Genomic DNA, 26952 nt, shown 5'->3' on the forward strand with positions numbered 1-26952 from the left:
CGGCTACTGGATGGTCGGGGCCGACGGCGGGGTGTTCGCCTTCGGCAACGCCCCCTACCTGGGCTCCTTGCCCGGCATCGGGGTGCAGCTGCCGGCCGGCGACCCGGCCCAGGCGGTGGCCCCCACCCAAGACGGCCAGGGCTACTGGCTGATCACCAAGGACGGTCAGATGTACACCTTCGGCGACGCGGTGAACGCAGGTACCTGAGCCTGCCTGCGCCCACCGCGAGGTGCACCGACCGGCGCCGGGCCAGCCCACCGGCGCCGGTCCCGCGTCAGCGGAACGGGTTGGCTGCCGGGTGCAGCAGGTCCAGCAGGGCCGAGACCAGGGCGAAGCTGGCCAGGGTGGCCAGGACCAGGGCGGTGGTCCAGCGCACCAGGCGGGGGGAGGCCGGGCGGCCCCGGATCCGCTGGTACAGCATCAGCACCCTCACCACCCCCCCGCCAGAACGCAACCCAACGCGCCCACCCGACGAAGCGAGGTTCACGCCGCCACCTGAATGGTTACCGCCGATGAGCAGGTCGCCTTCAAGATGCCCGATCTGGGTGCGGCGAGTGGCGGCTACTGGTCGCCGGGTGATCGGCCGGAACTGGCCCAGCACCGAGCGCCTCTTGTCACCCGGGTGCCGTCGGCTGCGTCGGCGGCGGCGCTGGTGGTGCAGATACCGCCACAACCCCCGGTCAAGACCCCGGTCTCCTCGGTAGATCGCCTGGTAGATCGTCTCGTGGCTCACCCCCTCGGCACGAGCGATCGTCATCGGCGACTCCCGGTCCTTCACCAAGCACCCCGTGACCCGTCGAGCCAGCGCAGCGTCCCGAAGCAGCCGCGGGGTCTTGGGCCGACGAGCACAACGTTCCGCTCGACGCTGCGCGCAGGTCGCCACATAGCGTGTCGGACCGCTGCTGCGCTTTACCTCGCGGGCCACGGTCGACACCGGCCGTTCGATGCGCCGAGCGATCTGGCGCAGCGACTCGCCTCGCACCAACCCGAACCGGATCTCCTCGCGCTCTTCCAACCCGAGGCGCCGACCTGGCATGCTGGTACCTCCACCGGTGGTTGCTTCCTTCAGCACCGACCACCATGGCCGGAATGTCGCAACCACCGGCGGAACCAGCCAGGCTTCCCTCCGTGCCCTACACCCCGACCCGCGCCGGCAGCACCCGCCGCAGCGCCTCGACCATCTCGGCCCGGACCGGCTCGCCGGAGAGGACGAGGCCGACCATGGTGAGGGAGGTGTGGGTGTGGCCCCGGGCGTCGAGGTGGGTGACGGGCACCCCGGCCTGCTGGAGGGCCTGGGCGTAGGCCGCCCCGTCGTCGTGGAGCGGGTCGAACTGGGCGGTGACCACCACGGCCGGCGGCAGGCCGCCGAGGGTGCCCCGCAGCGGCGAGGCGAGGGGGGAGGTGCGGTCCTCGGGGTCGGCGTAGAGGTCCCAGAACCAGCGCATCATGGGCAGGGTGAGGACGTAGCCCTCGGCGTTGGCCCGGTAGGACGGGCGCTCGAGGTCGCAGTCGGTGACCGGGCAGAGGAGCAGCTGGGCGGCGATGGGCGGCCCGCCCTGGTCCCGGAGCTGCTGGCAGGCCACGGCCGCCAGGTTCCCCCCGGCGGACCAGCCGGCCGCGACCACCTGGGCCGGATCCGCCCCGAGCTCGGCGGCGTGCTCCGCGGCCCAGGCGAGGGCGGCGACCGCGTCGAGGGCCGCGGCCGGGTAGCGGTGCTCGGGGGCGTGGCGGTAGTTCACCGAGAGGACCACGGCCCCGAGGCGCCGGGCCAGGTCCCGGCACAGGGGGTCGTCGGAGTCGAGGTCCCCGAGGACCCAGCCGCCCCCGTGGAACCAGACCACGAGGGGCCGGGGCCCGGCGGCCTCGGGCTCGTAGCGGCGGGCCGGGAGCGGGCCGGCCGCCCCGGGCACGGTGAGGTCCTCGACGCTGGCCATGGCCGGGCCCGGGAGGCGCTGGGCGTTCATGGCGGTCATGGTGGCCCGAGCCTGGTCGACCGGCAGGGTCTCGAGCGGGGGCAGCCCGAGGCTGTTCATGAGGTCGAGGACCAGGGCCACGTCGGGCTGGAGCTCGCAGACCACGGTCTCGTCCCGCGCGGTGCCCGCCGGGCCCCGGCGCTCGAACCCGAGGTACCCGCCGGCGGCCACCTGGTCACAGATCTTCCGGTAGGGGCCGACCCCGCCGATGTAGGGGTAGAGGACCCGGCGCTTGCCGGGCACGTTCGCCCCCATGTACCACGAGTCGGCCAGGGGGTGGAGGGTGATGGCGGCGCAGTCCTCGCAGTGCCGACCCCAGCCGGCCTGGGCCGTCTCGGTCGGCTCGATGGCGGTGAAGCCCTCGGCCCGGAGGCGCTCCAGGCAGTCGCTCACCCACTCGACGTGCTGCTCGATGGAAACGGCCATGTTGGAGAGCACAGATGGGCTCTGGGGGCCGGTGATGAGGAAGAGGTTCGGGAACCCGGCGACGCAGAGCCCGAGGTAGGTGCTCGGGCCCTCGGCCCAGGCCTCCGAGAGCCGCTGCCCGCCGCGGCCGATCGGGTCGACGGCGAGGACGGCCCCGGTCATGGCGTCGAAGCCGGTGGCGAGGACCAAGACGTCGAGGTCGACGTGCTCGGCGCTCGTTCGGACCCCGGTCTCGTCGACCGTCTCGATGGGGGTCCGCCGGAGGTCCACCAGCCGGACGTGGGGCAGGTTGTAGGTGGCGTAGTAGCCGTCGTCCAGGCAGGGGCGCTTCGTGCCGAAGGGGTGGTTGCGGGGCGAGAGGGCCTCGGCCACTTCGGGGTCCTTCACCTGCTGGCGGATCTTCTCCCGGATGAACTCGGCCACCACCTCGTTGGCCTCCAGCCGGGTGCCCTGATCCGCGAAGACGTTGAGGATGGAGAACAGCTCGCCCTCGGCCCAGCGCGCCTCGAAGCGGGCCCGGCGCTCCTCCTCGGGGACCTGGGCGGCGAAGACGGTGGTCGGCTCGATGGGTACCCCGCCCCGGGACCAGCGGGCCGCCTCCCGGTAGGCGTCCCGGTCGGCGGCCAGGGCGGCCACCCGCTCGGCCGGGGGCGGGCCGTGGTGGGCCGGGGCCGAGAAGTTCGGGGTCCGCTGGAAGACGACCACTTGGGCGGCCACCTTGGCGATCTCCGGGATGCACTGGATGCCCGAGGAGCCCGTCCCGATGACCCCGACCCGCTTGCCGGCCAGGTCCACGCCCTGATGGGGCCAGCGGCCGGTCACGTAGGTCTCGCCCTGGAACCGCTCGACCCCGGGCACGTCCCAGGTCTTCGGCACCGAGAGGCACCCGGTGGCCATGACGAGGAAGCGGCAGGTGAGCTCGTCGCCCTGATCGGTGGCAATGCGCCAGTGGTGCCGCTCCTCGTCCCAAGCGGCCCGGGTCACCTTCGTGGAGAAGCGGAACGAGCGCCGCAGGTCGTAGCGGTCGGCCACGAACTGCAGGTAGGCCAGGATCTCGGGCTGGGTGGCGTACTTCTCCGACCACTGCCAGGCCCGCTCGAGCTCGGGGTCGAAGGAGTAGCAGTAGTCCAAGGTGGTGATGTCGCAGCGGGCGCCGGGGTAGCGGTTCCAGTACCAGGTGCCGCCCACGTCGTCGGCGGCCTCGAACCCCTGGACCCGGAAACCGGCCTGCCGGAGCCGATGGACCTGGTAGAGGCCGGCCATGCCGGCCCCGACCACCACGACGTCCACGTCCGGCTCGCCGTGCCCGCTGGCCTGGCTGTTCACGTCTGCCACGACGCACCCCCTCCCTCTGGTGCCGACCCGGCCCCGGTGCCCCCCGAGAGCCGCTCGGCGCTGCTCTCCCATCTTCGCGCACCGAGCCCCTTCTTGCTTGACTCGTCAGTCAAGAAGCTACCGGCCGGTCAGGACGGGGGTCGCCGAGGTGGGCGGGGCGGGGCAGGCTGGGGGCATGGAACGCGCTCCGACCCCGCCGCCGCTTCGCCTCGGCCTGGCCGAGGAGGCGGACGTGCCGGCCGTGGTGGCCCTCGTCGAGAGCGCCTACCGGGGCGATGGGAGCCGGCGGGGCTGGACCACCGAGGCCGACTACCTGGACGGCCAGCGGGTGGACGAGCCGATGGTGCGGGCCATGCTGCGCCAGCGGGGCAGCCTGGTCCTGGTGGCCCGCCAGGGGGAGCGGCTGGTGGGCTGCTGCCACCTGGAGGACCTCGGGGGCGGGGTCGCCGAGCTCGGCATGCTGGCGGTCGATCCCCTCACCCAGGGCCAGGGGGTGGGCCGGGCGCTGCTGGCCGAGGGAGCCCGGGTGGCGGCGGAGCGCCTCGGGGCCAGGCGCCTGCGGCTCCTGGTGCTGTGGATGCGAGACGAGCTCATCGCCTGGTACGAGCGGCGGGGGTTCGAGCCGACCGGGGAGCGCCGCCCCTTCCCCTACGGCGATCTCCGCTACGGCCTGCCCCGGCGCCCCGATCTCTGGTTCAGCGTGCTGGAGCGGCCGCTGCCCTGAGGGCTGCCTGGCAGGGCCTGGCAGGATGGCGGGGTGCGGCTCTGGATGATCTGCCACGGCAACATCTGTCGGTCCCCCATGGCGGCGGCGGTCACCGAGGCCCTGCTGGCGAAGGCCGGGCTGGCCGACGAGGTCCAGGTCGCCTCGGCGGGGACCTCGGCCGAGCACGAGGGCGAGGGCATGGACCGCCGGGCCGCGGCGGCCCTGGCCCGGCGGGGCTGGCCGGTCCCCGCGCACCGGGCCCGGCGGCTGGACCCCCGGGCGGTGCGGGCCGGCGACCGGGTGCTGGCTGCGGACCGGGCCAACCTCGCGGCCCTGCGGCGCTTGGGGCTGCCGGTGGAGCCCGAGCTGCTCCGGCGCGCCGACCCGGCGGCGGGGCCCGGCGACGACGAGGTCCCCGACCCCTGGTTCGACGGGCCGGCCGCCTTCGACGAGGCCCTGACCCTGATCGAACGGGCCTGCCAGGGCCTGGTCGAGGAGCTGGCCGCGGCCCGGTGAAGGGGGCCAGCCGGTGAGCGGGACCGTCCGGTGAGGGGGACCGTCCGGTGAGCGGCCCGGATCCGCTGGCCCTGCTGGCCGCTCGTCTGGGTGAGCCCAGCGAGGCCCGGCCCTTGGGGGGCGGGGCCTGGCGGGTGCGGGTCGGGGACCGGCTGCTGGTCGCCAAGGGGGGGCCGGGGGCGCTGGACGAGGCCGAGGGGCTCCGGGCCCTGGCCGCGGCTCCCGGGGGGCCGCCGGTGCCGGCGGTGGTCCTGGCCGAACGCGGGCTGCTGGTGACGGTCTTCGTGCCCGAGGGGCCCCGGACCCCGGCGGCCGAGGAGGCCCTGGGTCGGGCCCTGGCCGCGCTCCACGGCACCCCGTCCCCGTGGGGTCGCTTCGGCGGGGGGAGCGCCTGGATCGGCCGCTGCCCGGTGGACCCCTGGCTGACCCCGGTCGACGAGGTCGGCTTCTACCGGGCCCGGCTGGCCGAGCTGGCGGGGCGCTGCCAGCTGGCCGGGGCGGTGGCGCCTCTCCTGGAGCGCCTGGACGAGCTGCTGCCCCAGGGCCCGGCCCGGCTGGTGCACGGGGACCTCTGGTGGGGCAACGTGCGTTTCGGGGCCGACGGACGGGCCTGGCTGCTGGACCCCTCGGCCCACGGCGGGGACCCCGAGGAGGACCTGGCCATGCTCGGCCTCTTCGGCCCGGTCCCCCGGCGGCTGCTGGCCGCCTACGAAGAGGTCCGGCCCCTGCCGGCGGGCTTCGAGGACCGGGTGGCCCTGTTCCAGCTCGTGCCGCTCCTGGTCCACACGGTGCTCTTCGACGGCCCCTACCGGGCCGAGGCCTTAGCGGTGATCCGCCGCTACGTGGGTCGCCGGGCCTCCTGAGCCGCCGCCGGGGCCACCTGGGCGGCCACGAGGACCTGGCCGCTCGCCGGGTCGAGGAGCCAGACGTCGAGCGCGTCGGCCCTGGTCCGGGCGAGGAGGGCGGGCCGCTGGTCGGGGAGGAGGGCCTGGGGGTGCTCGAGGAGGGCCCGCAGGGGGGTCGGGGGGTGCTCCCCGAGGACCTCCTCGACGGCTTCCCAGGCCACGGCGTTGTTCGCGTGCCCCCAGACGTCCAGGTCGGCTCGTCGAAGCGGCCAGGGCCGGGCGCCGGCCCGGTCCCCTGGCTCGGGCGGGGGGAGCTGGAGCCGCAGGGTGGCGCGGCGGCCCGCGGCCGAGGGGCCGTAGACGGCGAGGAAGCGCTCGTCGAGCCGGGTCGGGGTGCCCCGGCGGAGGTCCAGGGCCACCCAGACCGCCCGGGCCTCGACCCGGCCGCCCCGGTCGCCTGCGAGCAGGGTGGTCCGCTCGGCCCAGCGGGCCCCGACGGCAGAGCAGAAGGTCTGGAGGGTCAGGTGCTCCCCGAGGACTGGGAACCGCTCGACGTGGAGCTCGGTACGCCGGAGCACCCAGCCCACCTGGGGGTCGAGGTCGGCGCTGGCCGCGTCGTCCTCGGCCACGTCCTGGAGGTAGCGGGCGAGGGCGTCCAGGCGGGCCCGGCGGCCTGGCCGGGCGTCCCCCAGGCGAACCTGAGCCTCGCCCGGGTGGACCCGGCCGGCCGGTGGGAGCCGTGCTGCCAGCCAGGTCGCGGTCTGGTGGTCGGGGTCGTCGGGCGCCGCGGGCACCGGGCCAGTCTGCCGGCTACGACGCTGGCTCGAGGTCGGGGTCGTGCGCCTCGGGGCTGACCGGGTGGAGGTGGTGGCTCGCCAGCCATTCGTCAGCGTGCTCCCGGTAGAGGGCGAGGGTCAGCTCGTCCCACGTCCGGCCTCCGTAGAAGATGTGGTCCCGGAGCCGCCCTTCGACATGGAGGATGCCGTTGCGGATGGCCGAGACGTAGTCGCCGACGGCGAACACGGGACTCCGCAGGTAGAGCTTCCGGAAGGGCCAGTGAGCGAAGAGGAACCGGATGAAGAGGATGACGCCTTCCAGGGCGCCGGTGGCTCCCGGTGCGAGGACGGCGCCGAGGTAACAAGTCCCGTCCTGGAGGCTGGCGTCGTAGGCCAGAACGTGACCGGCGACGGCCTCCGGGCGACGGCAGGGCGCAATGACGAACTGGGCCAGGGCATGGTGGTGCAGCGTCCGCTCGAAGACCTCGAAGGGTGGGACCGCGCCCCGGAATCGCCAGCGATACTGGTGCTCGTGCGCCGTGGCCAAGGCGAAGAGTGCCCGGTGGTGCTCTGGCGCCACGGGTACCAACTGGAATCGTCGTGTTGCTAGCGGGACCGCACTGGTGACCGGCAGTTCCGTCGCGGCACCAGCAGCATCGAACTGCAGGCAGGTCATGCGTGTTCCTCCGAGTCGAAGGCAAGCGAACAGGGGGGTGGAACAGGCGGGCGCTGGGCTGCTGTGAGGTAGCGGAGGTAGACGGCCCGGATCGTCAGGTCAGGCGCGAGTTCTCCAAGGGGCCAGGAGCTGTCCGGTCCGAGGAGCTCGTCGAGATGGAGCGCGAGAGCAGCCATGCCGACCTCATCGAGGCCGAGACTGGCCAGGGGTTGCGCCGGATCCGTGATCGCAGAACAGCTCAGGGCTGTGGTGAGCCAGGCGAGGAAGGCGTCGAGCGAGAGAAGCGGGACTGGCTCCCCGGTCGGCGTCGCTACCGCCTCGACGCGATGCGGACGATCAGGTAGAGCAGACCGATGCCGATCACCCCGCCAAGGACGAACTCCAGGATGCTTTCCCATGCAGGCGATTCAGCGAACGCAGCCAGAACGACGGAGTGATAGCTCACGCTCACAACCCCGTACTGGACGTGCAGACCGGGTGTGACGACCATGCGCCGCTGCCGTCCATGTCGAAGTGGATGTTGGCATCAAGCTCGATAGTGGTGAACGGTACGCCGAACGACTGGATGAATCGGCCGGTGTCCAGGGCGGTCGCCTGCTCCACCCCGGTGGCCGGTTGGCTCGTCGAGAAGCTGCTGCCCTCATAGGTGACCGAGTTCAGGGACAGGGCCGACTCCCAGACGTCGTTGTTCGGCGTGCTCACCTGCGTGATCTTCGTCCCGTTGTCCGAGAAACCCAGGTAGGCATGGAACCAGGCGATAGTGGCGCCGAATACATCCTCGAAGTTGCAGCCTCCGCTCATGACCGGATCCCCCGCTGGTACCGCGGCGAGGGACGGCGGTGCTTCGGCCGCAAGTGCTGCCGGACTTGGCGCACTGGCGGCCACCGGGAGCGCCTCGAGATAGGCCCGTTCGGCCGGGGTCAGCCATGGTTGCTCCAACTCGTGGCGGACCCAGGCAGCGTCCGAGAATGCCACGGTCTGGCCGGGTGCGGGGCTGACCGAGCCACCACGCGGGGTGATTGCCACGAGTTGTTGGAGGGAAAGGGGTGGGGAAGCCGGCGGGGTCGTCGTGGTCGCCGCCGCCAGCACCGGCCCGGAGAGTGCCAACCCAGCCAAGGACGTCACAGCCCCTGTGACCCCCAGGGAACGAGAACGCATGCCCGCCTCCTTTCGTCGTCGACCCTCCGCCGGGCCGACGAACCGGTGATGATACGTAACAGTAGCGACTTCTCCGGTGACCGTCAAGACCGGCGGCCAGCTCGGTGACCGCTGCCGGCGGCCAGGGCCCCGGGCAGCCCGTCGAGCCCCACCGAAGCCCGTCAGAACACGGTGTAGCCGCCGTCGACCACCAGGGTGTCGCCAGTGTGGAAGGCGACGGTGGGATCGCAGAGGAAGGCCCCGACCGCCTCGAAGTCGGCCGGTGTGGCCCAGCGGCGCACGGGGGTCCGCTGGGTGGTGACGGCAACGAAGCGGGCGTCGGCGAGGGCCGGGGCGGTCAGCTCGGTCTCGGTCCAGCCGGGCAGGAGGGCGTTGACCCGGATCCGGTGGCGGGCCAGCTCGACGGCCAGGCTGCGGACCAGGCCGAGGAGGGCGGTCTTGCTGGCCGCGTAGGGGCTCTGCCGGGCCGGGCCGTGGATGGCGGCGGTGGAGGACACGGCGACGAGGGCCCCGCCCTCGGCTTGCCCGATCAGCTGGCGGGCAGCAGCCCGCAGCGTGAGGAAGGCGCCGTCGAGGTTGACGGCGAGGACCGAGCGCCACTCGGCCAGGGACAGCTCGGTGACCGGGGTCCGGCGAGCCCCGATGCCGGCGTTGGCCACCAGGGCGTCGAGGCGTCCGAAGCGCTCGAGGGTCCGGGCCATAGCCGCCTCGACCTGGGCCTCGTCGGCGACGTCACAGGCCACGGCCAGGGCCGTGCCCCCGAGGTCGACGAGTTCCGCGGCGGCCTGCTCGGCCCGGTCGAGCCGCCGGGCCCACAAGGCCACGGCCCCGCCGGCCCGGACGATCCCCCGGGCGATCCCGAGCCCGATGCCGGCGCTGCCCCCGGTGACCACGACGACCCGACCCCGGAGGTCGACGGGAGGACGAGACGGAGGGTTCGTCGCTGTGGGCTCAACGGGCATGGCAGTCCTCCGTCGCGGCGTCGGGTTCGGGGGGCTGTCTCCCTCGGGCGGGTTCCCGGAGATGGGGCAGGAGCCGGTCGTAGAGGAGGTCGGCGACCCGCCGGTCCAGCTGGCCGACAGGCAGGCCGTGCTCGGCGGCCAAGGCCCGGCGGTAGAGGAGGTAGCCGTAGACCGAGGTGACCAGCACGGCGTGGAGGGCGATCAGGTCGACGTCGGGGGCGAGCTCGCCGGCCTCGACGTCCTGGCGCAAGCTGGCCATGGCCTGGTCGAGCAAGGGGGCCACGCGGAGGGGTTCGGTGCCGTCGAGGAGCAACAGGGTGGTGAGCTCCACGGGCGTGGGGTCCCGCAGGAGGATCTCGAAGGCCCGCCGCCAGCGTTGCAAGCCTCGTTTCGTCGTGAGCCGCCGGAGCTGACTGAGGCTCCGCTCCCCGGTGCGCTTGATGGCCCGACGGAGCAGGCGGCCCCGAGAGCCGTAGTAGTGGTAGACCAGGCCGCGGTTCACCCCGGCGAGGTCCGCGGCCTCCCGAAGGTTGAGGCCAGCGAGGACGCCGTCGCGGGCCAAAAGGGCCAGCGCGGCCTGCTCAAGGGCGGCCTCGGACTCGGCCCTGTTCGCGGGCCTGCCCGGCTCGGTTCTCGCCGGACGGCGACCGCGGTGGCCCCCCGAGTCCATTGCGGGGTTCCTAGCACACGGTGCCCCCGACCACGGGCCACGGAGCCCGACGGCACTGATCCCGACTGGTCCCCGGTGGCCGGGGCGCGGGACACTGGCGGGGTGCGGCTGCTGCGGGTGAGCCCGACGACCTACCGCCGGCTGAGCCTGGCGGCGGTGGTGGCCATCGTGGGCCTGGTAGCCACCGGCGGCTGGGTTCGGGTCTCGGAGTCGGGCCTGGGCTGCCCGACGTGGCCGAAGTGCACCGGGGCGAGCATCGTGGCCCCGGCCTCCAGCTACCACGCGTGGGTGGAGTTCTCGAACCGCTGCCTGATCACGGCCATCGGGGTGCTGATCGGGGTGCTGGTGGTGACCGCCCTGGCGGCCCGGCCCCGCCGGCGGGAGCTTGTGCTGCTGAGCTTGGGCTTGGCGGTGGGCTACGTCGGGGAGGCGGTGCTCGGGGGTATCACGGTCCTGGCGAAGCTGAACCCGGCGCTGGTGGCGAGCCACCTGGTGCTGGCGTTGCTGCTGCTCTCGGACGCCGTGGCCCTCCACTGGCTTGCTGGCAAACCAGGCCCCCTCACCCGGGGCCGCTTCGGGCTGCCCGAGCTTCGGCCCCGGGTGGGCCGGGGGGTGGTCCTCGGCTCACGTCTGCTGGCACTGTGCTTCTGGGTGACGGTGGTCCTCGGGACGGTGGTGACCGGCACGGGGCCCTACAGCGGCCAGCACGGCACGCCCCGCTTCGGCTTCACGATCCTGAGCACGGTGCTGGTCCATGGCGGCTCGGGCCTGGTCTTCGGCGGGGTGATGCTGGCCACGCTGGTGCTCCTGGGGGCGACCGGCGCCCCCCGGGACGTGCAGCGGCGCCTCTGGGTGGCAGCCGGACTGCTCGGGGTGCAGGGGGCCCTCGGGGCGAGCGTGTACTTCACCCACTTCCGGGCCGGGATCATCGAGGCCCACGTCATCGGGGCGGCGGTGCTGCTCGTGGCCCTCTTCCGCTACAGCCTGGGCCTCTACGAGCCGGTGCCGGCCCCAGTGCCAACGCCTCAGACGGCCGAGCCGGCCGAGGCGTGGGCCCCGGCCCCGCTGGGCGGGCTGTCGCCAGCGGGACTGCTCGGCGGCGGCCGGAGCGAGGCGACCCCCGTGGAGCCCCCCTCAGCCCCCTGAGCTGGTCTGGGCCCCGGAGCGGGGGCTGGGGTGGAAGCGGCCCTGCCCGGTGAGGAGCCAGTGGCCGCCGGAGCAGGTCACGGCGACCGGCACGGTGCCGGTCTGGGTGCCGTGGCGAAGGGTCACGGTGACCGCGCTGGGCGGGCCGGCGGCCCCGAGGAGCTGCCAGGGCCCGCCGCTCGGGAGGGGGGTGACGGTGCCGGACGCCAGCTGGTCGGCGAAGCCGGCGCTGGCCCAAAGGCTGCTCGGCGCCTGGTCGGCCTCGGCGAGGACGTCGATGCCCGCGGCGTGAGCGGCCCCGGGGGGGCAGGGCCCCGCCCCCGAGCCCCCGCCGCTCGCGGCCAGGACCCCGGCGAGGACCCCGCCGAGGGCGATGAGGACGCCGCCGCCGATGAGCAGGCCCCGTCGTCGCGCCACGGCCGCTCCCTCAGGCCGAGGGCCCGCCGGCTTGGTCCCGGATGGCGTTCAGGTAGTTGTAGACGGTGAAGCGGCTGACCCCGAGGGCGTCGGCCACCTCCTCGGCAGCCCGGCGGACGGTGAAGGCCCCGGCCTTGTCGAGGCGCTCGACCACCCGCTGCTTGGCCTCCCGGGGCAGGTCCCGCAGCGGCACGCCCTCCTCCCGCTCGACCGCCTGGAGAAGCCGTTCGAGGGCGCCGTGGAGGCCGGGGAGGCGGAAGCCGAGGAGGGTCCGGCCCGCCCAGGCCACCGGGATGTCCCCCTCGTCGAGGGCCTCGAGGGGCACGAGCTCCGCCCCGACCGCCTGGGCGATGGGTTCGAGGGTGGCCCGGAGGGCGTCGACCAGTTCGTCCGCCCCCGCAGGGGCCGGCGGCGGGGCCGGGCGACGGGAGCGGGCGGACGAGGGGCTCACGCGGCCAGGGGCGAGAAGGCGTCGATCATGGCCCGGACGTCGGCGCCGAGGGGGTAGAGGATGGGGCAGGTGCAGCCCCCCTCGACGTACTGGGCGACCTTGGCCCGGCACTCCTCGGGGGTGCCCGAGGCGGTGATGAGCTGGACGATCTCGTCGGGCACGAGGGCCGCGGCCCGCTCGATCTGGTCCTTGGTGGCCGGCCAGGTGAGGATCCGGCCGATCTCCTCGAGCAGCTCGGCGGGGACCCCGGAGGCGGCCATGATGTGGGGCTGCTGCCCGAGGTACTGGGTGACGAGGAGGCGGGCGGCGTCGAGGGCCTTCGTGCGGTCGTCGTCCAGGGAGCAGACCACGAGCTGAGGCCGGTCGAGGTCCTCGACGTCCCGGCCGGCCCGGGCGGCACCCTCGGCGAGGTGGGCCATCGCCTGGGCATTGTAGGAGGGGGAGACCAGGTAGTTCAGCACCACGCCGTCGGCGATCTCCCCGGCGAGGGCCATCATCTGCATGCCGGTGGCCCCGATGTAGATGGGGACCGGCTTGGGACGGCGGGGCTGGTGGACGTAGTCGAGCTCGACCCCGTCGAGGTGGACGAACTCGCCGTGGAAGGTGACGGTCTGGTCCGCCAGGAGGGCCCGGACCGCCTGGACGGTCTCCCGCATGGCCTGGAGGGGCCGGCGACGCTCGATGCCGACCTTCCTCGCCAGGGGGTCCCACCAGGCCCCGATGCCCAGGATGACCCGACCGGGGGCCAGGTCGTCGAGGGTGGAGAAGGTGGCGGCCAGGAGGGCGGGGTTGCGGGTCCAGTTGTTCACCACCCCCGAGCCGACCTTGATCCGCTCGGTGACCGCCGCGTAGGCGGCCATGGGCACGGTGGCCTCCCGGACCAGGCGGCTCTCGGCCTGCCAGACCGCCTCGAAGCCCCGCTGCTCGGCGTAGCGGGCCAGGGCCATGCCCTCCCGGATGGGGTGGGCGTCTTGGAGGTAGAGGGCGACCCGGCGGGGCCGGTCGGCGGCGGGGGGCGGGGTGTCGGGCATGGGGTCCTCCTCGGGGCTGGTCGGCGAGGGCGGGTGGGCTCAGAGCCGGGCGAAGAGGCGGGTGGCGGCCTCGGCCGCCTTGGCCCGGACCTCCTCGGGGTCGACGAGGGTCGGTCGGCCCTGGTCGAGGACGAGGCGGTCCCCGACCCGGACCTGCAGGGGCCGGACCCCGGGGGTGAAGGCCAGGTGCCAGGGGTCCATCGGGCCGTAGGACCACAGCACCTCGTCCTCGAGGGCCTCGGGGACCAGGCGCCAGCCGCCAGCCAGCCAGGCCCAGGGCTCGGTGGGGGCGGCGGTGACGTCGTGCTCCCGGAGGCGGACGTAGGCGATGCGGAACTCCTCGAGCATGTCGCCGCCGATGCCGTCGGTGCCGAGGGCCACCCGGTCGCCGAAGCGCCGGGGCCGGGCGTAGCCGACAGCGTTGTGCATGTTCGAGCGGGGGTTGTGGACGAGGGTGCCGGGGAGGGGCCGGTCGAGGTGGACCCCGTGGGCCAGCAACCAGTCGTCTCGCGCCAGGGGGGCCAGGCGGGCCCCGGCCTCGGCGTCGCAGGCGTCCTCGGCGACGTGGATGTGGACCCCGACCCCGAGGTCCTCGGCCAGGCCGCAGACCGCCTCGAGGGTAGCGGGCGAGAGGGTGAAGCAGGCGTGGGCCCCGACGTAGCCCTGGCCGCCGGCCCGCAGGAAGCGCTCGTTCTCGGCCAGGCCGGCCTTGGCCTCGGCGGGCCCGCCCCGGTCGGTGACCTCGTAGCAGCAGCGAACCCGGACCCCGACCTCGGCGCAGGCCTGGGCGATGACGTCGAGGGAGCCCTCGATGCAGCTCGGGGAGGCGTGGTGGTCGACGATGGCCGTGGTGCCGGCCAGGAGGGCCTCGAGGGCCCCGAGCTTGGCCGACCAGTAGACCAGGTCGAGGTCCAGGGCCCGGTCGAGGCGCCACCAGACCTGCTCGAGGATCTCGGGGAACGAGCGGGGCACCTTCGGGGGTGCGGGCATGCCCCGGGCGAGGGCCGAGTAGAGGTGGTGGTGGGCGCAGACCAGGCCCGGAGTCCGAGCACCGGGGAAGCCGTCGGGGAGCTTCGGGTCGCTCACGCCGCGTCCTCGCCGGCGGGACCGGGGGCGGCGCCCTTCGGGGAGGGCAGGCCCATGGGGAGCTGGCGGCGCCAGGTGCCGTCGAGGGCGTGGAGGGCGGCGGCGACGGCCCCGGCGGTGGGCACGAGGCCGATCTCCCCGACCCCTTTGATCCCGTAGGGGGCCCTGGGCTGGGGGACCTCGATGAGGCGGACCTCCATGGGCGGGACGTCCTTGGGCCGGATGATGCCGAGGCTGCGGAGGGTCAGGTGGGTGGGCCGGCCCTCCTCGTCGGCCGGGAACGCCTCGCTGAGGGCGAAGCCGAGGCCCATGTGGAGGGCTCCTTGGATCTGGCCCTCGCAGAGCAAGGGGTTGACGGCCCGGCCGACGTCGTGGGCGGCCACGACCCGCTCGATGGCGCCGCTCGCCGGGTCGAGGACGACGAGCTGGGCGGCGAAGGAGAACGCCGAGTGGACCACGGGGTGTTCGAGGCCCTCCTCGACGGCGTTGGTCCAGTCGACCACGTAGGTGCCCAGGTAGTCGACCCCGGGGCGCAGGCCGTCGGCCTTGGCCTTGGCGCAGGCATCCGCGATGGCCCCGGCCCCCATGAGGGTGCCCCGGGAGCCGGTGGTCTGGCCGGCGGAGAGCTCCCGGCTGGTGTCGACCACGACCCGGATCCGCTCGGGGGGCAAGCCGAGTTCCTCGACGGCCACCTGGGTGGCCACGGTGTGGACGCCCTGGCCCATCTCGGTCCAGCAGTGGCGGACCTCGACCGTGCCGTCCTCCAGGGGACGGACCACGGCCCGGACCACCTCCTTGGCGCCGTTGCCGAGCCCGGCGTTCTTGATGCCGAGCCCGAGGCCCACCGCCTTGCCGGCGGCCCGGGCGGCTTCGTAGTCCGGGGCGAGGGCCTCCAGGCAGGCGGCCGCCCCGAGGGCCCCCTCGTCGAGGACCTGGCCCGGGCCCCAGACCGAGCCGGGCCGGACGACGTTGCGGCGGCGGATCTCGAGGCCGCTCAGGCCGCAGGCCTCGGCCAGGCGGTCCATGAGGCCCTCCATGGCGAACTGGGCCTGGTTCGAGCCGAACCCCCGGAACGCCCCGGCCACCGGGTTGTTGGTCCGGACGGCCAGGGCTTCGACGTCGACGTTGGGGATGGCGTAGGGGCCGGTGGCGTGCCCGGCGGCCCGCTCGAGGACCTTCGCCCCGACCGAGGCGTAGGGGCCCGAGTCGCCGACCATGCGGGAGCGCAGGGCCACCAGACGGCCCTCGTCGTCTGCGGCTGCCCAGGCCTCGATGCGGATGGGGTGGCGCTTGGGGTGGATCCGGAGGGACTCCTCCCGGGAGAGGGTGCACTTGACCGGCCGGCCGAGGAGGAAGGCGGCGAGGGCCGTCTGGGCCTGGTTGGCCATGTCCTCCTTGCCGCCGAAGGCCCCGCCGTTGGACACCAGCTCGACGAGGACCCGCTCGGGGGGCAGACCGAGCACCGCGGCGATCTGGTCCCGGTCGTCCCAGATGCCCTGGCCCCCGGAGTAGACGTGGAGGGTGCCGTCGGGCTCGGGGACCGCCAGGGTGGACTCGGGCTCCAAGAAGGCGTGCTCGACCCGCTGGGTCTGGAAGACCTCGTGGACCACGTGGGCCGCCTCGGCGAGGGCGGCGTCGACGTCGCCGCGGCGGTAGGCGGTGCGGGAGAGGACGTTGCCCGAGAGGCCCCAGACGGCGTCCTCGGGGTCCGAGACGGCGGCCACGGGGTCGACGATGGGCCGGAGCGGCCGGTAGGTGACGTCGACCAGCTGGGCGGCCCGGCGGGCGGTGGCCCGGTCCTCGGCCACCACGACGGCCAGGACGTCGCCGGTGTAGGAGGTGCGGCCCCCCTCGGGGATGAGGACCGGCCAGTCCCGGTCCAAGATGCCGACCCGGAGCTCGCCGGGGACGTCCTTGGCGGTGAGGACCGCCACCACGCCCGGCTCGGCCGCGGCCTTGGCGGTGTCGATGGCGAGGACCTCGGCCCGGGCGTGGTCGGCGAGGCGGAGGGCGGCGTGGAGCATGCCGGGCACCCGGAGGTCGTCGACGAAGGGCCGCTCCCCCAGGGCCAGGTCGGTGGCCTCGAGCTTTGTGCCCCGGCTCCCGACCCCGCCGAGCGGGGCGGGCTCGGGGTCCTCGCCGGCTGCGAGGGCCTCGACGGCGTCGAGGATCTTCACGTAGCCGGTGCAGCGGCAGAGGTGGGCCCCGAGATGGCGGGCGGCGTCCTCCCGGGTGAGGTCCCGGCCCCGGCGCTCGAGGAGGCTGTGGACCCGCAGGACGATGCCGGGGGTGCAGAAGCCGCACTGGAGGGCCCCGTGGGCGGCGAAGGCCCGGGCCAGACGCTCCCGGGCCGCCGGGTCGAGCCCTTCGAGGGTCTGGACCGTCTTGCCCGCAGCCTTCTCGAGGGAGACCAGGCAGCTGACCTGGGCCTTGCCGTCGAGGAGGACGGTGCAGCAGCCGCACTGTCCCTGGGGGCTGCAGCCGTCCTTCACCGAGGTGACCCCGAGCTCCTCCCGGAGGGCGGCCAGGAGATGGGGGTGGTCCCCCTCGACGCTGACGGGCCGGCCGTTGAGCTGGAAGGTGGTGGTCACCGAAGGCCTCCTTCCTCCGCCGCTGGCCCCCGGGTGGCGGTCAGGGTGTCGGCGAAGCGGCTGGGGAACCCGGCGTACCAGGCGACCGCGGTCACCAGGTCGTCGACCGGGCACTGGTCGTGGGCGGTGTGGGCGTGAACCTCGTCGCCGGGGCCGAAGCCGATGGTGGGGATGCCGAGCTTGCCCATGGAGGCCACGCCGTTGGTGGAGAACACCCAGCGGCCGAGGCTGAGCTCCTGGCCCAAGGCGTCCCGGCCGGTGGCCAGGCCGGCTCGGACCCCGGGGTGATCGGCCGGGGTGGTCCAGGTGGCGAAGCGCTTCTCCTGGCGGACCGGGATGCCGGTGAAGCTGGTGGCCTCGTAGGTGAGCAGCTCGACGGTCGCCCCGACGGCCTGGACCTCGGGCAGGGCCCGGAGCTCGGCGAGGGCGCTGTCGGGATCCTCGCCCTCGGTGAGGCGGCGGTCGAGGTAGAGGGTGGCGGTGGCCGGCACGGCGTTCAGACTGGGGGTCTCGCACTCGATCTTCGTGAGGGCCACGGTGCCCGGGCCGAGGAAGGGGCCCGAGGGGAGACGGTCGTTCAGGCGGCGGACCGCCTCGACGATGGGGGCCAGGCCGTAGACCGGGTTGACGCCCCGCTCGGGGGCCGAGGCGTGGCAGGAGGAGCCGGCCACGCGGACGAGGGCTTCGATGCGGCCCCGGTTGCCCCGGAAGACCTGGCAGCGGGTGGCCTCGCCGAGGACCACGAGGTCGGGCCGGGGCAGGACCTTCGTGAGGAGGTGCTCGAGGGCCAGGCCGTCGCAGGCCTCCTCCTGGACCGAGCCGACGACGTAGAGGGTGACCCGGGGGTCGTAGGCCAGCTCCTTGTAGAGGGCGGCGCCGTGGACCATGGCGGCCATGCCCCCCTTGTCGTCGCTGGCCCCCCGGCCGTGGAGGACCCCGCCGCCGGCGTCGGGCAGGATGGCCGGTTCGAAGGGGTCCCGGGCCCACTCGTCGCGGCTGCCGACGTCGACGGTGTCGATGTGGCTGTCGAAGACGATGGTGACCGGCCCGTCGCCGATGCGGCCGATGACCGAGCCGAGGGGATCGACCTGGACCTCGTCGTAGCCCAGGTCGACCATGGCGGCCCGGAGGCGTTCGACGACCGCGGCCTCGTCGGTGGAGAGCGAAGGGGTGTGGACCAAGTCGGCCAAGAGGTCGGTGACCCGGCCGCGGTGACGCTCGGCCTCGGGGAGCAGCCAACCGGGCCGGCGGCCCTGGTCCTGGCCGGGTGGGGTGCCGGTGAGCGCGTCGGTCATGCGGAGGCCTCCTTCCCGGCCTATGCTCCCCTCTGTTCAACATTTTGTCAATGGCTGGGGCGATGGCTGGAGGCAGGCCGGTGGGATCGGGGCCGAGGGGCGAGGAGGGAGCGGGCCGGGCCGTCCTGGGGGACCGCCAGCCCCTCCTGGTGCGGGGCGGGCTGGTCTTCAGCGGCCTCGGGCCGGGCGGACGGCCCGTGGGCCCCGGGGAGGGTCGGCTGGAGCGGCTCGACGTGCGCATCGGGCCGGCGGGCACGGTGACCGAGCTCGGCCCCTCGCTGCGGCCCGGAGAGGGGGAGGCCGTGCTGGACGCCGGGGGGCTGGTGGTGGCCCCGGGGTTCGTCGACCTGCACTCCCACTCGGACCTCTACGCCCTGTGGCGCCGGGGCGGGCCGGCCCCTCTGGGGGACGAGCCGAAACTGGTCCAGGGGTGCACCGCCCAGGTCTTCGGGCAGGATGGCATCTCGGCCGCCCCGGTCGGTGAGGCGGGGCCGGCGGAGCTGGCCGAGGCCATCGCCGGGCTGGACGGCCGGATCCCCTTGGAGCGCTGGCGGTGGCGGAGCGTGGGCGAGTACCTGGCTGCGCTGCGCCGGGAGGCCACCACGCGGGTGGCGGTGCTGGTGGGGCACTCGACGGTGCGGCGGCTGGTGATGGGGACCGCCAACCGGCCGCCGAGCCCCGAGGAGCTGGCGACCATGCAGGCGGTGGTGGACCGGGCCATGGCCGAGGGGGCCCTCGGGCTCTCGACCGGGCTGGTGTACGTCCCGGCGGCCTACGCCGGGGTGGAGGAGCTGGTGGCCCTCTGCGAGGTGGTGGCCCGCCGGGGCGGGCGGTTCTTCGTGCACGTGCGTTCGGAGAGCGACCGGGTGGTGGAGGCCACCGAGGAGGTGGTGGAAGTGGCCCGGCGCTCGGGGGTCCACCTGCACTACAGCCACATCAAGACGGCCGGTCGGCGGAACTGGCCGCTGGCCCCGCGGCTGCTGGAGATCCTCGAGGCCCACCGGGCGGCTGGGTTCCCCCTGAGCGCGGATGTGCACCCCTACACGGCCGGCTCGACGACGGCCACGGTGCTGCTGCCGCCCTGGGTGCTCGAAGGCGGGGTGGAGGCGGCCCTGGCCCGCCTGGGGGACCCGGCGGTGCGAGCCCGGATCCGGGAGCAGCTGCTCGGGGACACGACGAGCTGGGACAACTGGTGGGCGTTCTCGGGGGGCTGGGAGGGCCTGGTGGTGGCCGATGCTCCCCGGCCGGGGCTGGCCGGGCGGTCCTTCGCCGAGGTGGTGGCGGCCGCCGGGGTCGGGGACCCCCACTCGCAGGCGGCCTTCGATGTGGTCCTCGACCTGCTCCGGGAGGCCCGGCTGGCGGTCTCGCTGGTCTCGTTCAACAACGTCGAGGAGAACGTGGCCCGCTTCCTGGCCCAGCCCTTCACCGGGGTGGGCAGCGACGCGCTGGTGAACCCCGACGGGCACCCCCACCCCCGGCTCTACGGCACCTTCCCCCGGGTGCTCGGTCGTTTCGTGCGGGAGCTCGGTGCCCTGGACCTCGTGGAGGCCCTGCGGTCGATGACCGTGGGGGCTGCCGAGGCCGCCGGTTGGAGCGGCCGGGGGATCCTGGCCCCCGGCGTCCCGGCCGACCTCGTGGTCTTCGACCCCGAGCGCGTGGCCGACCGGGCCACCTACGAGGAGCCCCGGCTGCCCCCCCTCGGGATCCAGGCCGTGCTGGTCGGCGGGCGCCAGGTCGCAGCGGCCGGGCGGCTGACCGGGCCGGTGCCCCCGGCGGAGGACGAGCCCGGCGACCCTGCAGTGCCTGGTGGGCGCGAGGCGGGCCGGTAGCCTGCAGGGGAACAATCCTCGGAGGGAGGTGCCGGTCGGAGCGCAGAGGAGTCCGGTGGCCGGAGGCGATGGGGCTGGCAAGGGGTCCCCTGGGAGGGGCCACGGGACCGGCGGCTGCGTCGCGGCCGTCGAGCTGGTCGGGGTGGAGAAGCACTACGGCTCGGTGCAGGCGGTGCGGGGGGTGGACCTGCGGATCGAGCCGGGCGAGGTGGTGGCGTTCCTGGGGCCGAACGGCGCGGGCAAGACGACCACCATGGACCTGGTCCTCGGCTTGGCGGCGCCGACCCGGGGGCAGGTCTCGGTGTTCGGCATGCCCCCTCGGGAGGCGGTGCGGCGGGGCCTGGTCTCGGCGGTGCTGCAGAGCGGGGGGCTGCTGAAGGACCTGACGGTGGCCGAGACGGTCGCCTACACGGCCCGACTGTTCCCGAGCGGCCGGGCACCCGAGGAGGTGCTCGAACGGGCGGGGATCGCCGCCATCGCTGGTCGGCTGGTCGGGAAGTGCTCGGGCGGTGAGCAGCAGCGGCTGCGCTTCGCCATGGCCCTGCTGCCCGACCCGAAGCTGCTGTTGCTGGACGAGCCGACCCAGGGGATGGACGTGGAGGGCCGGCGGAGCTTCTGGGCCGCCATCCGACAGGACACGGCCGCCGGGCGGACGGTGGTCTTCGCCACGCACTACCTGGAGGAGGCCGACAGCTACGCCGACCGGGTGGTGCTGGTGCGCCGGGGTCGGATCGTGGCCGACGGGACCGCCGCCGAGGTGAAGGCGCTCGCCGCGGGCCGGACGGTGCGGGCCACGCTGGCCGAGCCCGACGTGGCGACCCTGCGGGTCCTTCCGGGGGTGGACCGAGTCGAGGTGCGGGGATCGACGGTCCTGGTCCACGGGACCGACAGCGACGCCGTGGCCCGCTACCTGCTGACGAGGACCCCGGCGAAGGACCTGGAGATCACCGCCCTCGGCCTGGAGGAGGCGTTCGTGGCGCTGACCGGCGACGACCAGGAGGCGCTCGGCACCGGCGAGGGGCGGAGGCGCCGGTGAGCGGGTCCCCGCAACTGCCCGGCGCATCGACCGCTTCGCTGGATCCCCAGGCGCGGTCCGTGCCACCCCTCGGGGGCTTCTCGCCTGGTCTTGTGGCCATCGAGCTGCGCCGCCTGCTGCGCAACCGGCGGACCGTGATCTTTACCCTGGTCGTCCCGGTGCTCTTCTTCTTGCTCTTCGGGTTGAACAGCGCGTATGCCACGAACCGGGTGGGGGACGGCAACGAGTCGGCCTTCATCATGATCTCCATGGCCCTCTACGGCGCCGTGCTGGCCACCGCCAGCGGCGGAGCGATGGTGTCAGTCGAACGGCTCCAGGGCTGGAGCCGCCAGCTGCGGATCACACCGCTGCAACCCGTGGCCTACATCGCCATCAAAATGGCCACCTCGCTGGCCCTCGGCCTGCTCGCCGTGGTGGCCGTCTTCGCGGTCGGCGTCCTGACCCACAAGCCGGCCATGCCCCTTGGCACCTGGTTGGCCAGCGGGATGGCCCTCTGGCTGGGCTCGTTGCTGTTCGCCGCGTTCGGACTCTTCGTCGGCTACCTGCTGCCCTCGGAGAACGTGATGCAGATCATCGGGTTCTCCCTCATGCTCTTCTCCTTCGGCGGCGGGCTGTTCATCCCCTTGAGCCAGTTCTCCCATCCGCTTCGGGTGCTCGCGACCTTCACGCCCCTCTACGGCCTGAACCAGCTCGTGCACTACCCCCTGGTCCAGGGCGGCTTCCACTGGAGCTGGGTGGCGAACCTGGTGGTGTGGCTGGTGCTCTTCGTCGCCGGAGCCGCCTGGCGGTTCCGCAAGGACACCGCCCGGGTGTGAAGGCGCAGGTCCGAGAGTCCGAGGGGGAGGCGCCCAGTCCGCTCCGGGCACCGCCGGGGCTCGCCGGGTGGGTCGCTCAGCCCGGTTTGCGGCCCAAGAACGCCAGGGCGTAGCAGGCCTCGGCGTCGGCGAAGACGCCGGGATGGCGAGCGAGGGCGGCGGGGTCGAAGCCGGTTCCGGCCAAGAGCTCAAGCCCGAGGACCAGGCCCTTGCGCTCCACCAGCTCGAAACCGGCGGCTTCCAGCTTGGCCTGGAGCTCGTCGGCCCGGTACTCGTAGCGGTGGTCCGGGTCGATGAGCGTGGGGGACTGGCGCCGGGTGAGTCGGGCGTTGGGGGTGTCCACCCCGAGCCAGCCTCCGGGCCGCAAGACCCGGAAGGCGCCCGCGAGCATGCGGTCCGCGTCGTCGGGGGGAACGTGCTCGATGCTCTGGCCGCTGTAGACCAGGTCGAAGTGATCGGCCGGGTAGGCGTCGAGCTCGGTCATCGAGTGGTAGGCGTAGCGGACCACGCCTCGGTCGGTGTGGACTTCGGTGCGTCGGCCGCCCTGGGCGTAATGAGGGTGGCGCGCCGAGGGGGGCAGGTCGACGACGACGATCTCCTCGAAAGGGTAGGGGTAGCCGAGGGTGAGGAAGGCGCCGTGGTCGTGGCCGAGGTCGGTGCCGCCGAGGTCGAGGATGCGCCGGGCCGGGGGTAGGCCCCGGACGAAGGCAGCCCGGCTGACGTGGAGGGAGAGGCCGAGGTCCTGGTGGGCGGCCCAGTGGGTGAACTCGTCGGACTCGACCAGCCGTCGGCCCAGCTGCTCGACCGAGAGGCGACCGTCGCGGAGGGCGGGGAGGTACTCCTGGCGGGCGTGCCCGTCCGGAGCCCGCTGGAGGATGGCCCGGTAGGCCACGTCGAGGATGACCTCGGGGGAGCCGGTCAGGGCCCGTCGAGCGAGGGTGACCACCCGGCGGGCCAACCGGACCTGCCAGGTGGCCAGGTTCGGTCCTCTAGGGTCCTCGGCCACGGCGGTGATGGTAGCTGCCGCCCCTGGCAAAGCTCGGGCCAGCAGGCCACGAGGGCAGTGAGGAAGGCCTGGTCGGGACGAGCCGTGGGGAGCTGAGCCCGGACCTGGCGGAAGGCCTCGGCGCCCGGGAGGGCGAGGCGAGCTGATCGGCGCGTGGGTCCGAATGGGCCACCGGGTCGGCGTTGACGCCTGGTGGTCGGAGGACCGGTCGTGCTGGGCTGCTCCTGCAACCTGGGGAGGAGATCGTGGGGCCAGATTGCGGCGGGTCAGGGCGTGGAGGGGCTCACGCGAGGCCGATCTGGGTCTTCTTGGCGATCTCGAGCTTCCGCAGGTTGTGGCAGATGACGTGGAGCATCCATTCGCCTTTCGCTCCCGCCAAGCCGCGCAGCCGGAGATGGCCGGCGCGTTGTTGGACGGCCTTCGTCTACCCGAATGCTGGTTCGACGATGGCCTTGCGCCGGGCGGAGTCGGCACGCCCGGCCTTGGTCCGGAGTCGACGCGCCATGAGCTCACGGCGCGTGGCGTTGGTGGGGATGCGGCCTTTTGGCGACACGACGCGTCCTCATCGCCTGATCCTCCCGGCAGCGACGAGGGCACCGAGGCTGGCTTCCTCGGGTCGTGCACGGTTGTCGTCCGAGCAGGAGCCGGCGTCGGTGAGCAGCAGATCGAAGGTGACGCCCAGGCCAGCCACGCCGAGGCTGTGACCAGCGGCTTCGGCCATGGGGAGCAGCTTGTCGACATCGGCGGCGTGCTGCACGACCTGGGCTGCGAAGACCACCGGGTTCTCCTCGTCCCCAACGGCCTGGGCGTTGGAGTCGTCGTGGAAACCGTCGGTCGTCTTCCTCATGCGAGCATCAGGCTCGGTGAAGCTGCGCTGAGCTCTGCCCTCGGGCCTCGGCCTCGATGGCCTCCTTTGCGGCCCGCAGCTTCGTGCCGTCGAGGGCCACCCGCGCGGGGGCGCGCCGGCACCGCCTCGGCTCACAGGGCGCCGACCTGGACCAACGGCGTCTCGGGCGCGGCAAGATACCGGCGGCGACAACGCGGGATCGAGCGACGGTCAGGAACGGCGTTGGCGCTCGACCAGCGGAAGGCGAGGGGTCCCGGTCCCTTGGCAGGGATTCAGCCGACCGGGAGCGCCGGTGGTGGGGCCGCCGCCGCAGCCTGGCGGCTGCGGTCCGGGAGCCCGACGTCGATGACGGTCACGTGGGACGGACAGGGGACCGAGGCGAGGATCCCGTCGGGAGCATGACGGGCGAGGAAGGCCTGGGCCGCGCTGTTGCGCTCGGTGGCCTCGGCCTCGACCCGGAGCTCCCCGAAGACGTCGCAGAGGGTCGCGGCGAAGGCCTCGTCGATGCCCATGCCGATCACGCGGCAGCTCACGACCAAGTGGGTGAGGATCCTCTCGGCGGGGTCGAGGAGGCCAGCCACGACGATGCCATGGGAACCGTGGATGTCGCGGACTTCCCCGAATAGGGCGAGCTGGCCGGCGGCCAGGCGACGCTCAAGGGTCGGGCGGTCGAGCCGACGGCCATTGATGGTCCACTGGTTGGTCTTGTTGATGAGCTGCAGGCAGCGCTCGACCTCCGGGGTGCCCGGGTCGGCCACCGCCCCTGCCCGGAGCTCAAGACGCAGCGTCGCCAGGTAGCCGGCGCCGCCGTCGGCCGAGGACGACACCTGGTGGAAGGAGATGCGCCGCCGGGTCAGAGCGGTTCGCTCCGCGTCTTCCTTGGTGAGGGAGCTCCGCTGCGTGTAGGGACTCCAGAGCAGTTCCCGACGGAGGTAGTGCATCTCGGCGCCAAGGGTCCGGATCTCGGGAAAGGCGGCCTGGACCTCCTCGCGTTCGAGGGGGTTGTCGTCGATGAAGACCGTGTTTGCTGCCGAGATGTTCGTCGCCGCCAGGATCTCCCTGACGCTCTCGGACTTCGGACGGAAGCTGATCTTTGCCATGACGAAGTCGTCGAGGGAGAGGTCTGACTCGAGGGCGACAGGATCGCTGCCCCTGGACTTGAACTCGTCCCAGTGAGCGCGCACGAACGCTTCGTCGTTCTTGCTGGCGATGGCGAGCAGGATGCCCCGCCGGCGCAGGATCTGCAGCGCCTCGGCGTAGGCGAACGGCTCGGCTTCCCAGAGTCCAAAGTCTTGATCGGGGGTGTGCTCCGCGATCACGCCGCGCCAGAGCGTCCCGTCGAGATCGGTGATCACCAGCTTCACCGGGTCGGTCGCCAGAAGGGTGGTGCGCCGCTGGAGGACGTGGCAGAAGAGCGCGGCGTACCAGGCGAGCGGGTTGACAGCGAAGCTCGCAGCCATGGGATAAGGGTTCTCGATGCCACGAATCTGCAAGATGGGATCGTCGTTGGGGGTGAGGACGCCCCGGTGGGAGAAGAAGGCGCTGATGCCGTCGTCGGTATGGAAATGGCCCACCGATGCCGCGAGGGCGTCGGCGTCGACCATGAAGGTGTTCTCGTGGCTGGCGCACCAGGAGGCCAGGCGCTCGTTCAGTCTCGCCACGAACACCTTGAAGTTGCCGAGGGAGTCGTCCTCGATCTCCGAACCGAGCGGGTTGAAGAGGGGCTCGAGGAAGTTGGTGACGAACCGATATCGGGCCGGCAGCCCCTTGGCGACTTCGTCGAGGTAGCTGTTCATGTGCTCGGCGCACTCGAGGAAGCGGTCCTCGGAACGCTCCCACCAGAAGAAGTTGGTGGTTCTGCCCGGGTGCATGTACCGGAATGGAGGAATGACGATTTGAAGATCGGGATCGGGGTGGGAGCGACAGACCGGGACGGGGTGGTTGTGGGTGACGAGGTTTACCTCGGCGGCGATGTCGACCTGTGCCGCGATCCAGGGAATCGATGCGGCGAAGGACTCGGCGACACAGCTGCCGACGATCTCGACCCGGAGGTGCTCCGGTTCAGGCCGGGGCGGAACGAGGGAGTCAGGGAAGTGGGACAAGACCGAGCGATGCATCGGCAGGTAGTGCTCGTGCATCCACCGCTGGTAGGCCGCGTCGATGTCCTCTGCGGTCACTACGGGAAGACCCTCGGGCAGCGTGATGTGGGCCAGCAGGGGCGAGGCGAGGATCACCGAGGCGGTCGGCGAGGACGTCGGGTTCCGGACGATCGGTCGAACGTGCGCCGGGAGCTGCTCGAGTGCCGCGTTCAGCTGATCGGCCGGGAGCAGCGGCTGGATCCTGAGGTGCGGCCAGCGGCTGCGGAGGGGAAGCCGGCCGAGCACACGAAAACCCTCAATATCGCAGACAGCAACGGCAAAGTACATGTCCACCTCCCACGCGCTCAACCGAACGTATCGGGACGAACGTCGGGTGCCTTGAGCGGAGGCTGCGGGCCAGTACCGGGTCGGGGTGCCGAGTCCGTGGCCTTGCCGGCCCCCCTGTCAGGGCCTTTCAGGGGACGAGGGGGGTGAGGGCGAACGCCCCGACGTCGACCAGGCCCCGGTCGGTGAGGCGGAGCTCGGGGATGACGGAGAGGCCGAGGAAGCTGAGGGTCATGAAGGGGGCGGGGAAGCGGACCCCGAGGGCTTCGGCGGCGACCCGTTCGAGGCGGGCCTGGGCCTCGGCCACCGTGGGGGCCGGCTGGTCGCTCATGAGGCCGCCGAGGGGCAGGGGGAGCTCGGCGAGGACCTGACCGTCGAGGACCGCCACCTGGCCACCGCCGAGCTCGGCCAGGCGGGCGACGGCCACGGCCATGTCGGCGGGACCCTCGGGCCCGCGGGCTCCGCAGAGCATGACGTTGTGGGCGTCGTGGCCGACGGTGGAGGCGAGAGCCCCGGCTCGGAGGCCGAGACCGACGACCGCCCCGAGGCCGACCCGGCCGGTCCCGTGGTGGCGCTCGAGGACCGCCAGGCGGGCGAGGTCGACGGCGGGGTCGTCGAAGGGGACGAGGAGGGCCCGGGTGCTCAGGCTGTGGGGCTCGACGCCGATGGCCCGGACGGTGGTGCCCGGGGGGAGGGCCAGGTCGAGCTCGGCCGGCCCGGGGAGGTGGTCGAGGCGGACCGTCTCTCGGAGGACGTCCGGGGGTTCGAGGGCGGGGACCGCCCCGGGGCGGAGCCGGCCGTTGCGGGCCACGAGGCGGCCGGCCTGGAGGACCAGGGCGGGCTCGACGGTCTGGAGGCGGTCGAAGACGCAGACGTCGGCCTGGTAGCCGGGCCCGAGGTGACCGAGGTGGGTGAAGCCGTGGTAGGCGGCCGGG

Annotated in this window: 26 protein-coding genes and 1 pseudogene; 8 read left to right on the forward strand and 19 right to left on the reverse strand. The window is 73.5% G+C overall.

Features of this window, described 5'->3' with window-relative positions:
* Positions 1–208: hypothetical protein (locus tag Acit_RS11335; RefSeq protein WP_248109127.1), on the forward strand; the 208-nt coding region annotated here is incomplete at its 5' end.
* Positions 209–275: 67 nt separating this feature from the next.
* On the opposite strand, the gene Acit_RS13265 is transcribed toward Acit_RS11335, so the two are convergent.
* The 3 genes and pseudogenes from Acit_RS13265 to Acit_RS14025 all read right to left on the reverse strand — a co-directional run.
* Positions 276–1037 carry an IS30 family transposase gene (locus tag Acit_RS13265; RefSeq protein WP_282436846.1) on the reverse strand — a complete coding sequence of 254 codons (762 nt, stop codon included), beginning with the start codon at positions 1035–1037 and terminating at the stop codon, positions 276–278.
* A gap of 97 nt (positions 1038–1134) precedes the next feature.
* Complete coding sequence (locus Acit_RS14020; RefSeq protein WP_376746054.1) at positions 1135–2034, reverse strand: alpha/beta hydrolase fold domain-containing protein; 900 nt, start codon at positions 2032–2034, stop codon at positions 1135–1137.
* Positions 2035–3132: 1098 nt separating this feature from the next.
* A pseudogene (locus Acit_RS14025) lies at positions 3133–3807 on the reverse strand (flavin-containing monooxygenase); the annotation flags it as partial.
* A 103-nt stretch (positions 3808–3910) separates the two neighbouring features.
* Here Acit_RS14025 and Acit_RS11350 point away from each other — a divergent pair.
* Genes Acit_RS11350 through Acit_RS11360 form a run of 3 tightly spaced genes read left to right on the forward strand, consistent with a single transcriptional unit; the run spans position 3911 to position 5820 of the window.
* Positions 3911–4459, forward strand: a complete 549-nt coding sequence (locus Acit_RS11350) for a GNAT family N-acetyltransferase (protein WP_248109129.1) — start codon at positions 3911–3913, stop codon at positions 4457–4459.
* Between the two features lie 33 nt (positions 4460–4492).
* Complete coding sequence (locus tag Acit_RS11355) at positions 4493–4957, forward strand: low molecular weight protein-tyrosine-phosphatase (RefSeq protein WP_248109130.1); 465 nt, start codon at positions 4493–4495, stop codon at positions 4955–4957.
* Between the two features lie 47 nt (positions 4958–5004).
* Positions 5005–5820 carry a fructosamine kinase family protein gene (locus Acit_RS11360; RefSeq protein WP_248109132.1) on the forward strand — a complete coding sequence of 272 codons (816 nt, stop codon included), beginning with the start codon at positions 5005–5007 and terminating at the stop codon, positions 5818–5820.
* Here Acit_RS11360 and Acit_RS11365 read toward each other — a convergent pair.
* The 6 genes from Acit_RS11365 to Acit_RS11390 form a co-directional block, all read right to left on the reverse strand.
* Positions 5796–6596, reverse strand: a complete 801-nt coding sequence (locus tag Acit_RS11365; RefSeq protein ID WP_248109133.1) for an acyl-[acyl-carrier-protein] thioesterase — start codon at positions 6594–6596, stop codon at positions 5796–5798. The two genes, Acit_RS11360 and Acit_RS11365, sit on opposite strands and share 25 nt — an antisense overlap.
* Positions 6597–6612: 16 nt before the next feature.
* Positions 6613–7158, reverse strand: coding sequence for a GNAT family N-acetyltransferase (locus Acit_RS11370; RefSeq protein ID WP_248109135.1), 546 nt, complete (start codon positions 7156–7158; stop codon positions 6613–6615).
* A 406-nt stretch (positions 7159–7564) separates the two neighbouring features.
* Positions 7565–7705 (reverse strand): hypothetical protein, encoded by a 141-nt coding sequence (locus Acit_RS11375; protein WP_248109136.1) that lies wholly within the window; start codon positions 7703–7705, stop codon positions 7565–7567.
* Positions 7702–8280, reverse strand: coding sequence for a hypothetical protein (locus Acit_RS11380; protein ID WP_248109138.1), 579 nt, complete (start codon positions 8278–8280; stop codon positions 7702–7704). The genes Acit_RS11375 and Acit_RS11380 overlap by 4 nt, the downstream gene beginning before the upstream one ends.
* Before the next feature lie 293 nt (positions 8281–8573).
* A complete protein-coding gene (locus Acit_RS11385; RefSeq protein WP_248109140.1) occupies positions 8574–9374 on the reverse strand; it encodes an SDR family NAD(P)-dependent oxidoreductase in 801 nt (266 codons plus the stop codon).
* Complete coding sequence (locus Acit_RS11390) at positions 9364–10044, reverse strand: TetR/AcrR family transcriptional regulator (RefSeq protein WP_248109141.1); 681 nt, start codon at positions 10042–10044, stop codon at positions 9364–9366. Before Acit_RS11390 ends, Acit_RS11385 begins: the two co-directional genes overlap by 11 nt.
* 75 nt (positions 10045–10119) lie before the next feature.
* Here Acit_RS11390 and Acit_RS11395 point away from each other — a divergent pair, with 75 nt between their 5' ends.
* The gene (locus tag Acit_RS11395) at positions 10120–11190 is read left to right on the forward strand and encodes a COX15/CtaA family protein (RefSeq protein ID WP_248109143.1); all 1071 of its coding nucleotides are present in this window, start codon (positions 10120–10122) and stop codon (positions 11188–11190) included.
* Here Acit_RS11395 and Acit_RS11400 read toward each other — a convergent pair.
* Genes Acit_RS11400 through Acit_RS11425 form a run of 6 tightly spaced genes read right to left on the reverse strand, consistent with a single transcriptional unit; the run spans position 11179 to position 18061 of the window.
* Complete coding sequence (locus tag Acit_RS11400; protein ID WP_248109144.1) at positions 11179–11607, reverse strand: hypothetical protein; 429 nt, start codon at positions 11605–11607, stop codon at positions 11179–11181. The genes Acit_RS11395 and Acit_RS11400 overlap by 12 nt on opposite strands.
* A gap of 10 nt (positions 11608–11617) precedes the next feature.
* Positions 11618–12058, reverse strand: coding sequence for a helix-turn-helix domain-containing protein (locus tag Acit_RS11405; protein ID WP_248109145.1), 441 nt, complete (start codon positions 12056–12058; stop codon positions 11618–11620).
* Positions 12055–13089: an LLM class flavin-dependent oxidoreductase gene (locus Acit_RS11410; RefSeq protein ID WP_248109147.1), complete on the reverse strand. Its 1035-nt coding sequence runs from the start codon at positions 13087–13089 to the stop codon at positions 12055–12057. The genes Acit_RS11405 and Acit_RS11410 overlap by 4 nt, the downstream gene beginning before the upstream one ends.
* A 39-nt stretch (positions 13090–13128) precedes the next feature.
* Positions 13129–14175 (reverse strand): amidohydrolase family protein, encoded by a 1047-nt coding sequence (locus tag Acit_RS11415; RefSeq protein ID WP_248109149.1) that lies wholly within the window; start codon positions 14173–14175, stop codon positions 13129–13131.
* Complete coding sequence (locus Acit_RS11420) at positions 14172–16766, reverse strand: molybdopterin cofactor-binding domain-containing protein (protein WP_248109150.1); 2595 nt, start codon at positions 16764–16766, stop codon at positions 14172–14174. Before Acit_RS11420 ends, Acit_RS11415 begins: the two co-directional genes overlap by 4 nt.
* Positions 16763–18061 (reverse strand): YgeY family selenium metabolism-linked hydrolase, encoded by a 1299-nt coding sequence (locus Acit_RS11425; RefSeq protein WP_248109151.1) that lies wholly within the window; start codon positions 18059–18061, stop codon positions 16763–16765. Before Acit_RS11425 ends, Acit_RS11420 begins: the two co-directional genes overlap by 4 nt.
* A gap of 80 nt (positions 18062–18141) precedes the next feature.
* Between Acit_RS11425 and Acit_RS11430 the strand changes: the two genes are divergently transcribed.
* The 3 genes from Acit_RS11430 (at position 18142) to Acit_RS11440 (ending at position 21741) form a co-directional block, all read left to right on the forward strand.
* Positions 18142–19890 carry an N-acyl-D-amino-acid deacylase family protein gene (locus Acit_RS11430; RefSeq protein WP_248109153.1) on the forward strand — a complete coding sequence of 583 codons (1749 nt, stop codon included), beginning with the start codon at positions 18142–18144 and terminating at the stop codon, positions 19888–19890.
* 133 nt (positions 19891–20023) lie between these two features.
* The gene (locus tag Acit_RS11435) at positions 20024–20926 is read left to right on the forward strand and encodes an ABC transporter ATP-binding protein (protein ID WP_376746055.1); all 903 of its coding nucleotides are present in this window, start codon (positions 20024–20026) and stop codon (positions 20924–20926) included.
* 14 nt (positions 20927–20940) lie between these two features.
* A complete protein-coding gene (locus tag Acit_RS11440; RefSeq protein ID WP_376746056.1) occupies positions 20941–21741 on the forward strand; it encodes an ABC transporter permease in 801 nt (266 codons plus the stop codon).
* Between the two features lie 76 nt (positions 21742–21817).
* Here the strand turns inward: Acit_RS11440 and Acit_RS11445 are convergent, their stop codons facing one another.
* The 4 genes from Acit_RS11445 to Acit_RS11460 form a co-directional block, all read right to left on the reverse strand.
* Positions 21818–22747 (reverse strand): class I SAM-dependent methyltransferase, encoded by a 930-nt coding sequence (locus tag Acit_RS11445; protein ID WP_248109159.1) that lies wholly within the window; start codon positions 22745–22747, stop codon positions 21818–21820.
* Between the two features lie 562 nt (positions 22748–23309).
* Positions 23310–23594 (reverse strand): hypothetical protein, encoded by a 285-nt coding sequence (locus Acit_RS11450; RefSeq protein WP_248109161.1) that lies wholly within the window; start codon positions 23592–23594, stop codon positions 23310–23312.
* A 272-nt stretch (positions 23595–23866) separates the two neighbouring features.
* Positions 23867–25978, reverse strand: coding sequence for an HAD-IIIC family phosphatase (locus Acit_RS13720; RefSeq protein WP_248109163.1), 2112 nt, complete (start codon positions 25976–25978; stop codon positions 23867–23869).
* 169 nt (positions 25979–26147) lie between these two features.
* On the reverse strand, positions 26148–26952 hold an 805-nt coding region (locus Acit_RS11460), incomplete at its 5' end, for an adenine deaminase C-terminal domain-containing protein (RefSeq protein WP_282436850.1).

This window comes from Aciditerrimonas ferrireducens (assembly GCF_023130475.1).
GTDB lineage: Bacteria > Actinomycetota > Acidimicrobiia > Acidimicrobiales > UBA8190 > Aciditerrimonas > Aciditerrimonas ferrireducens.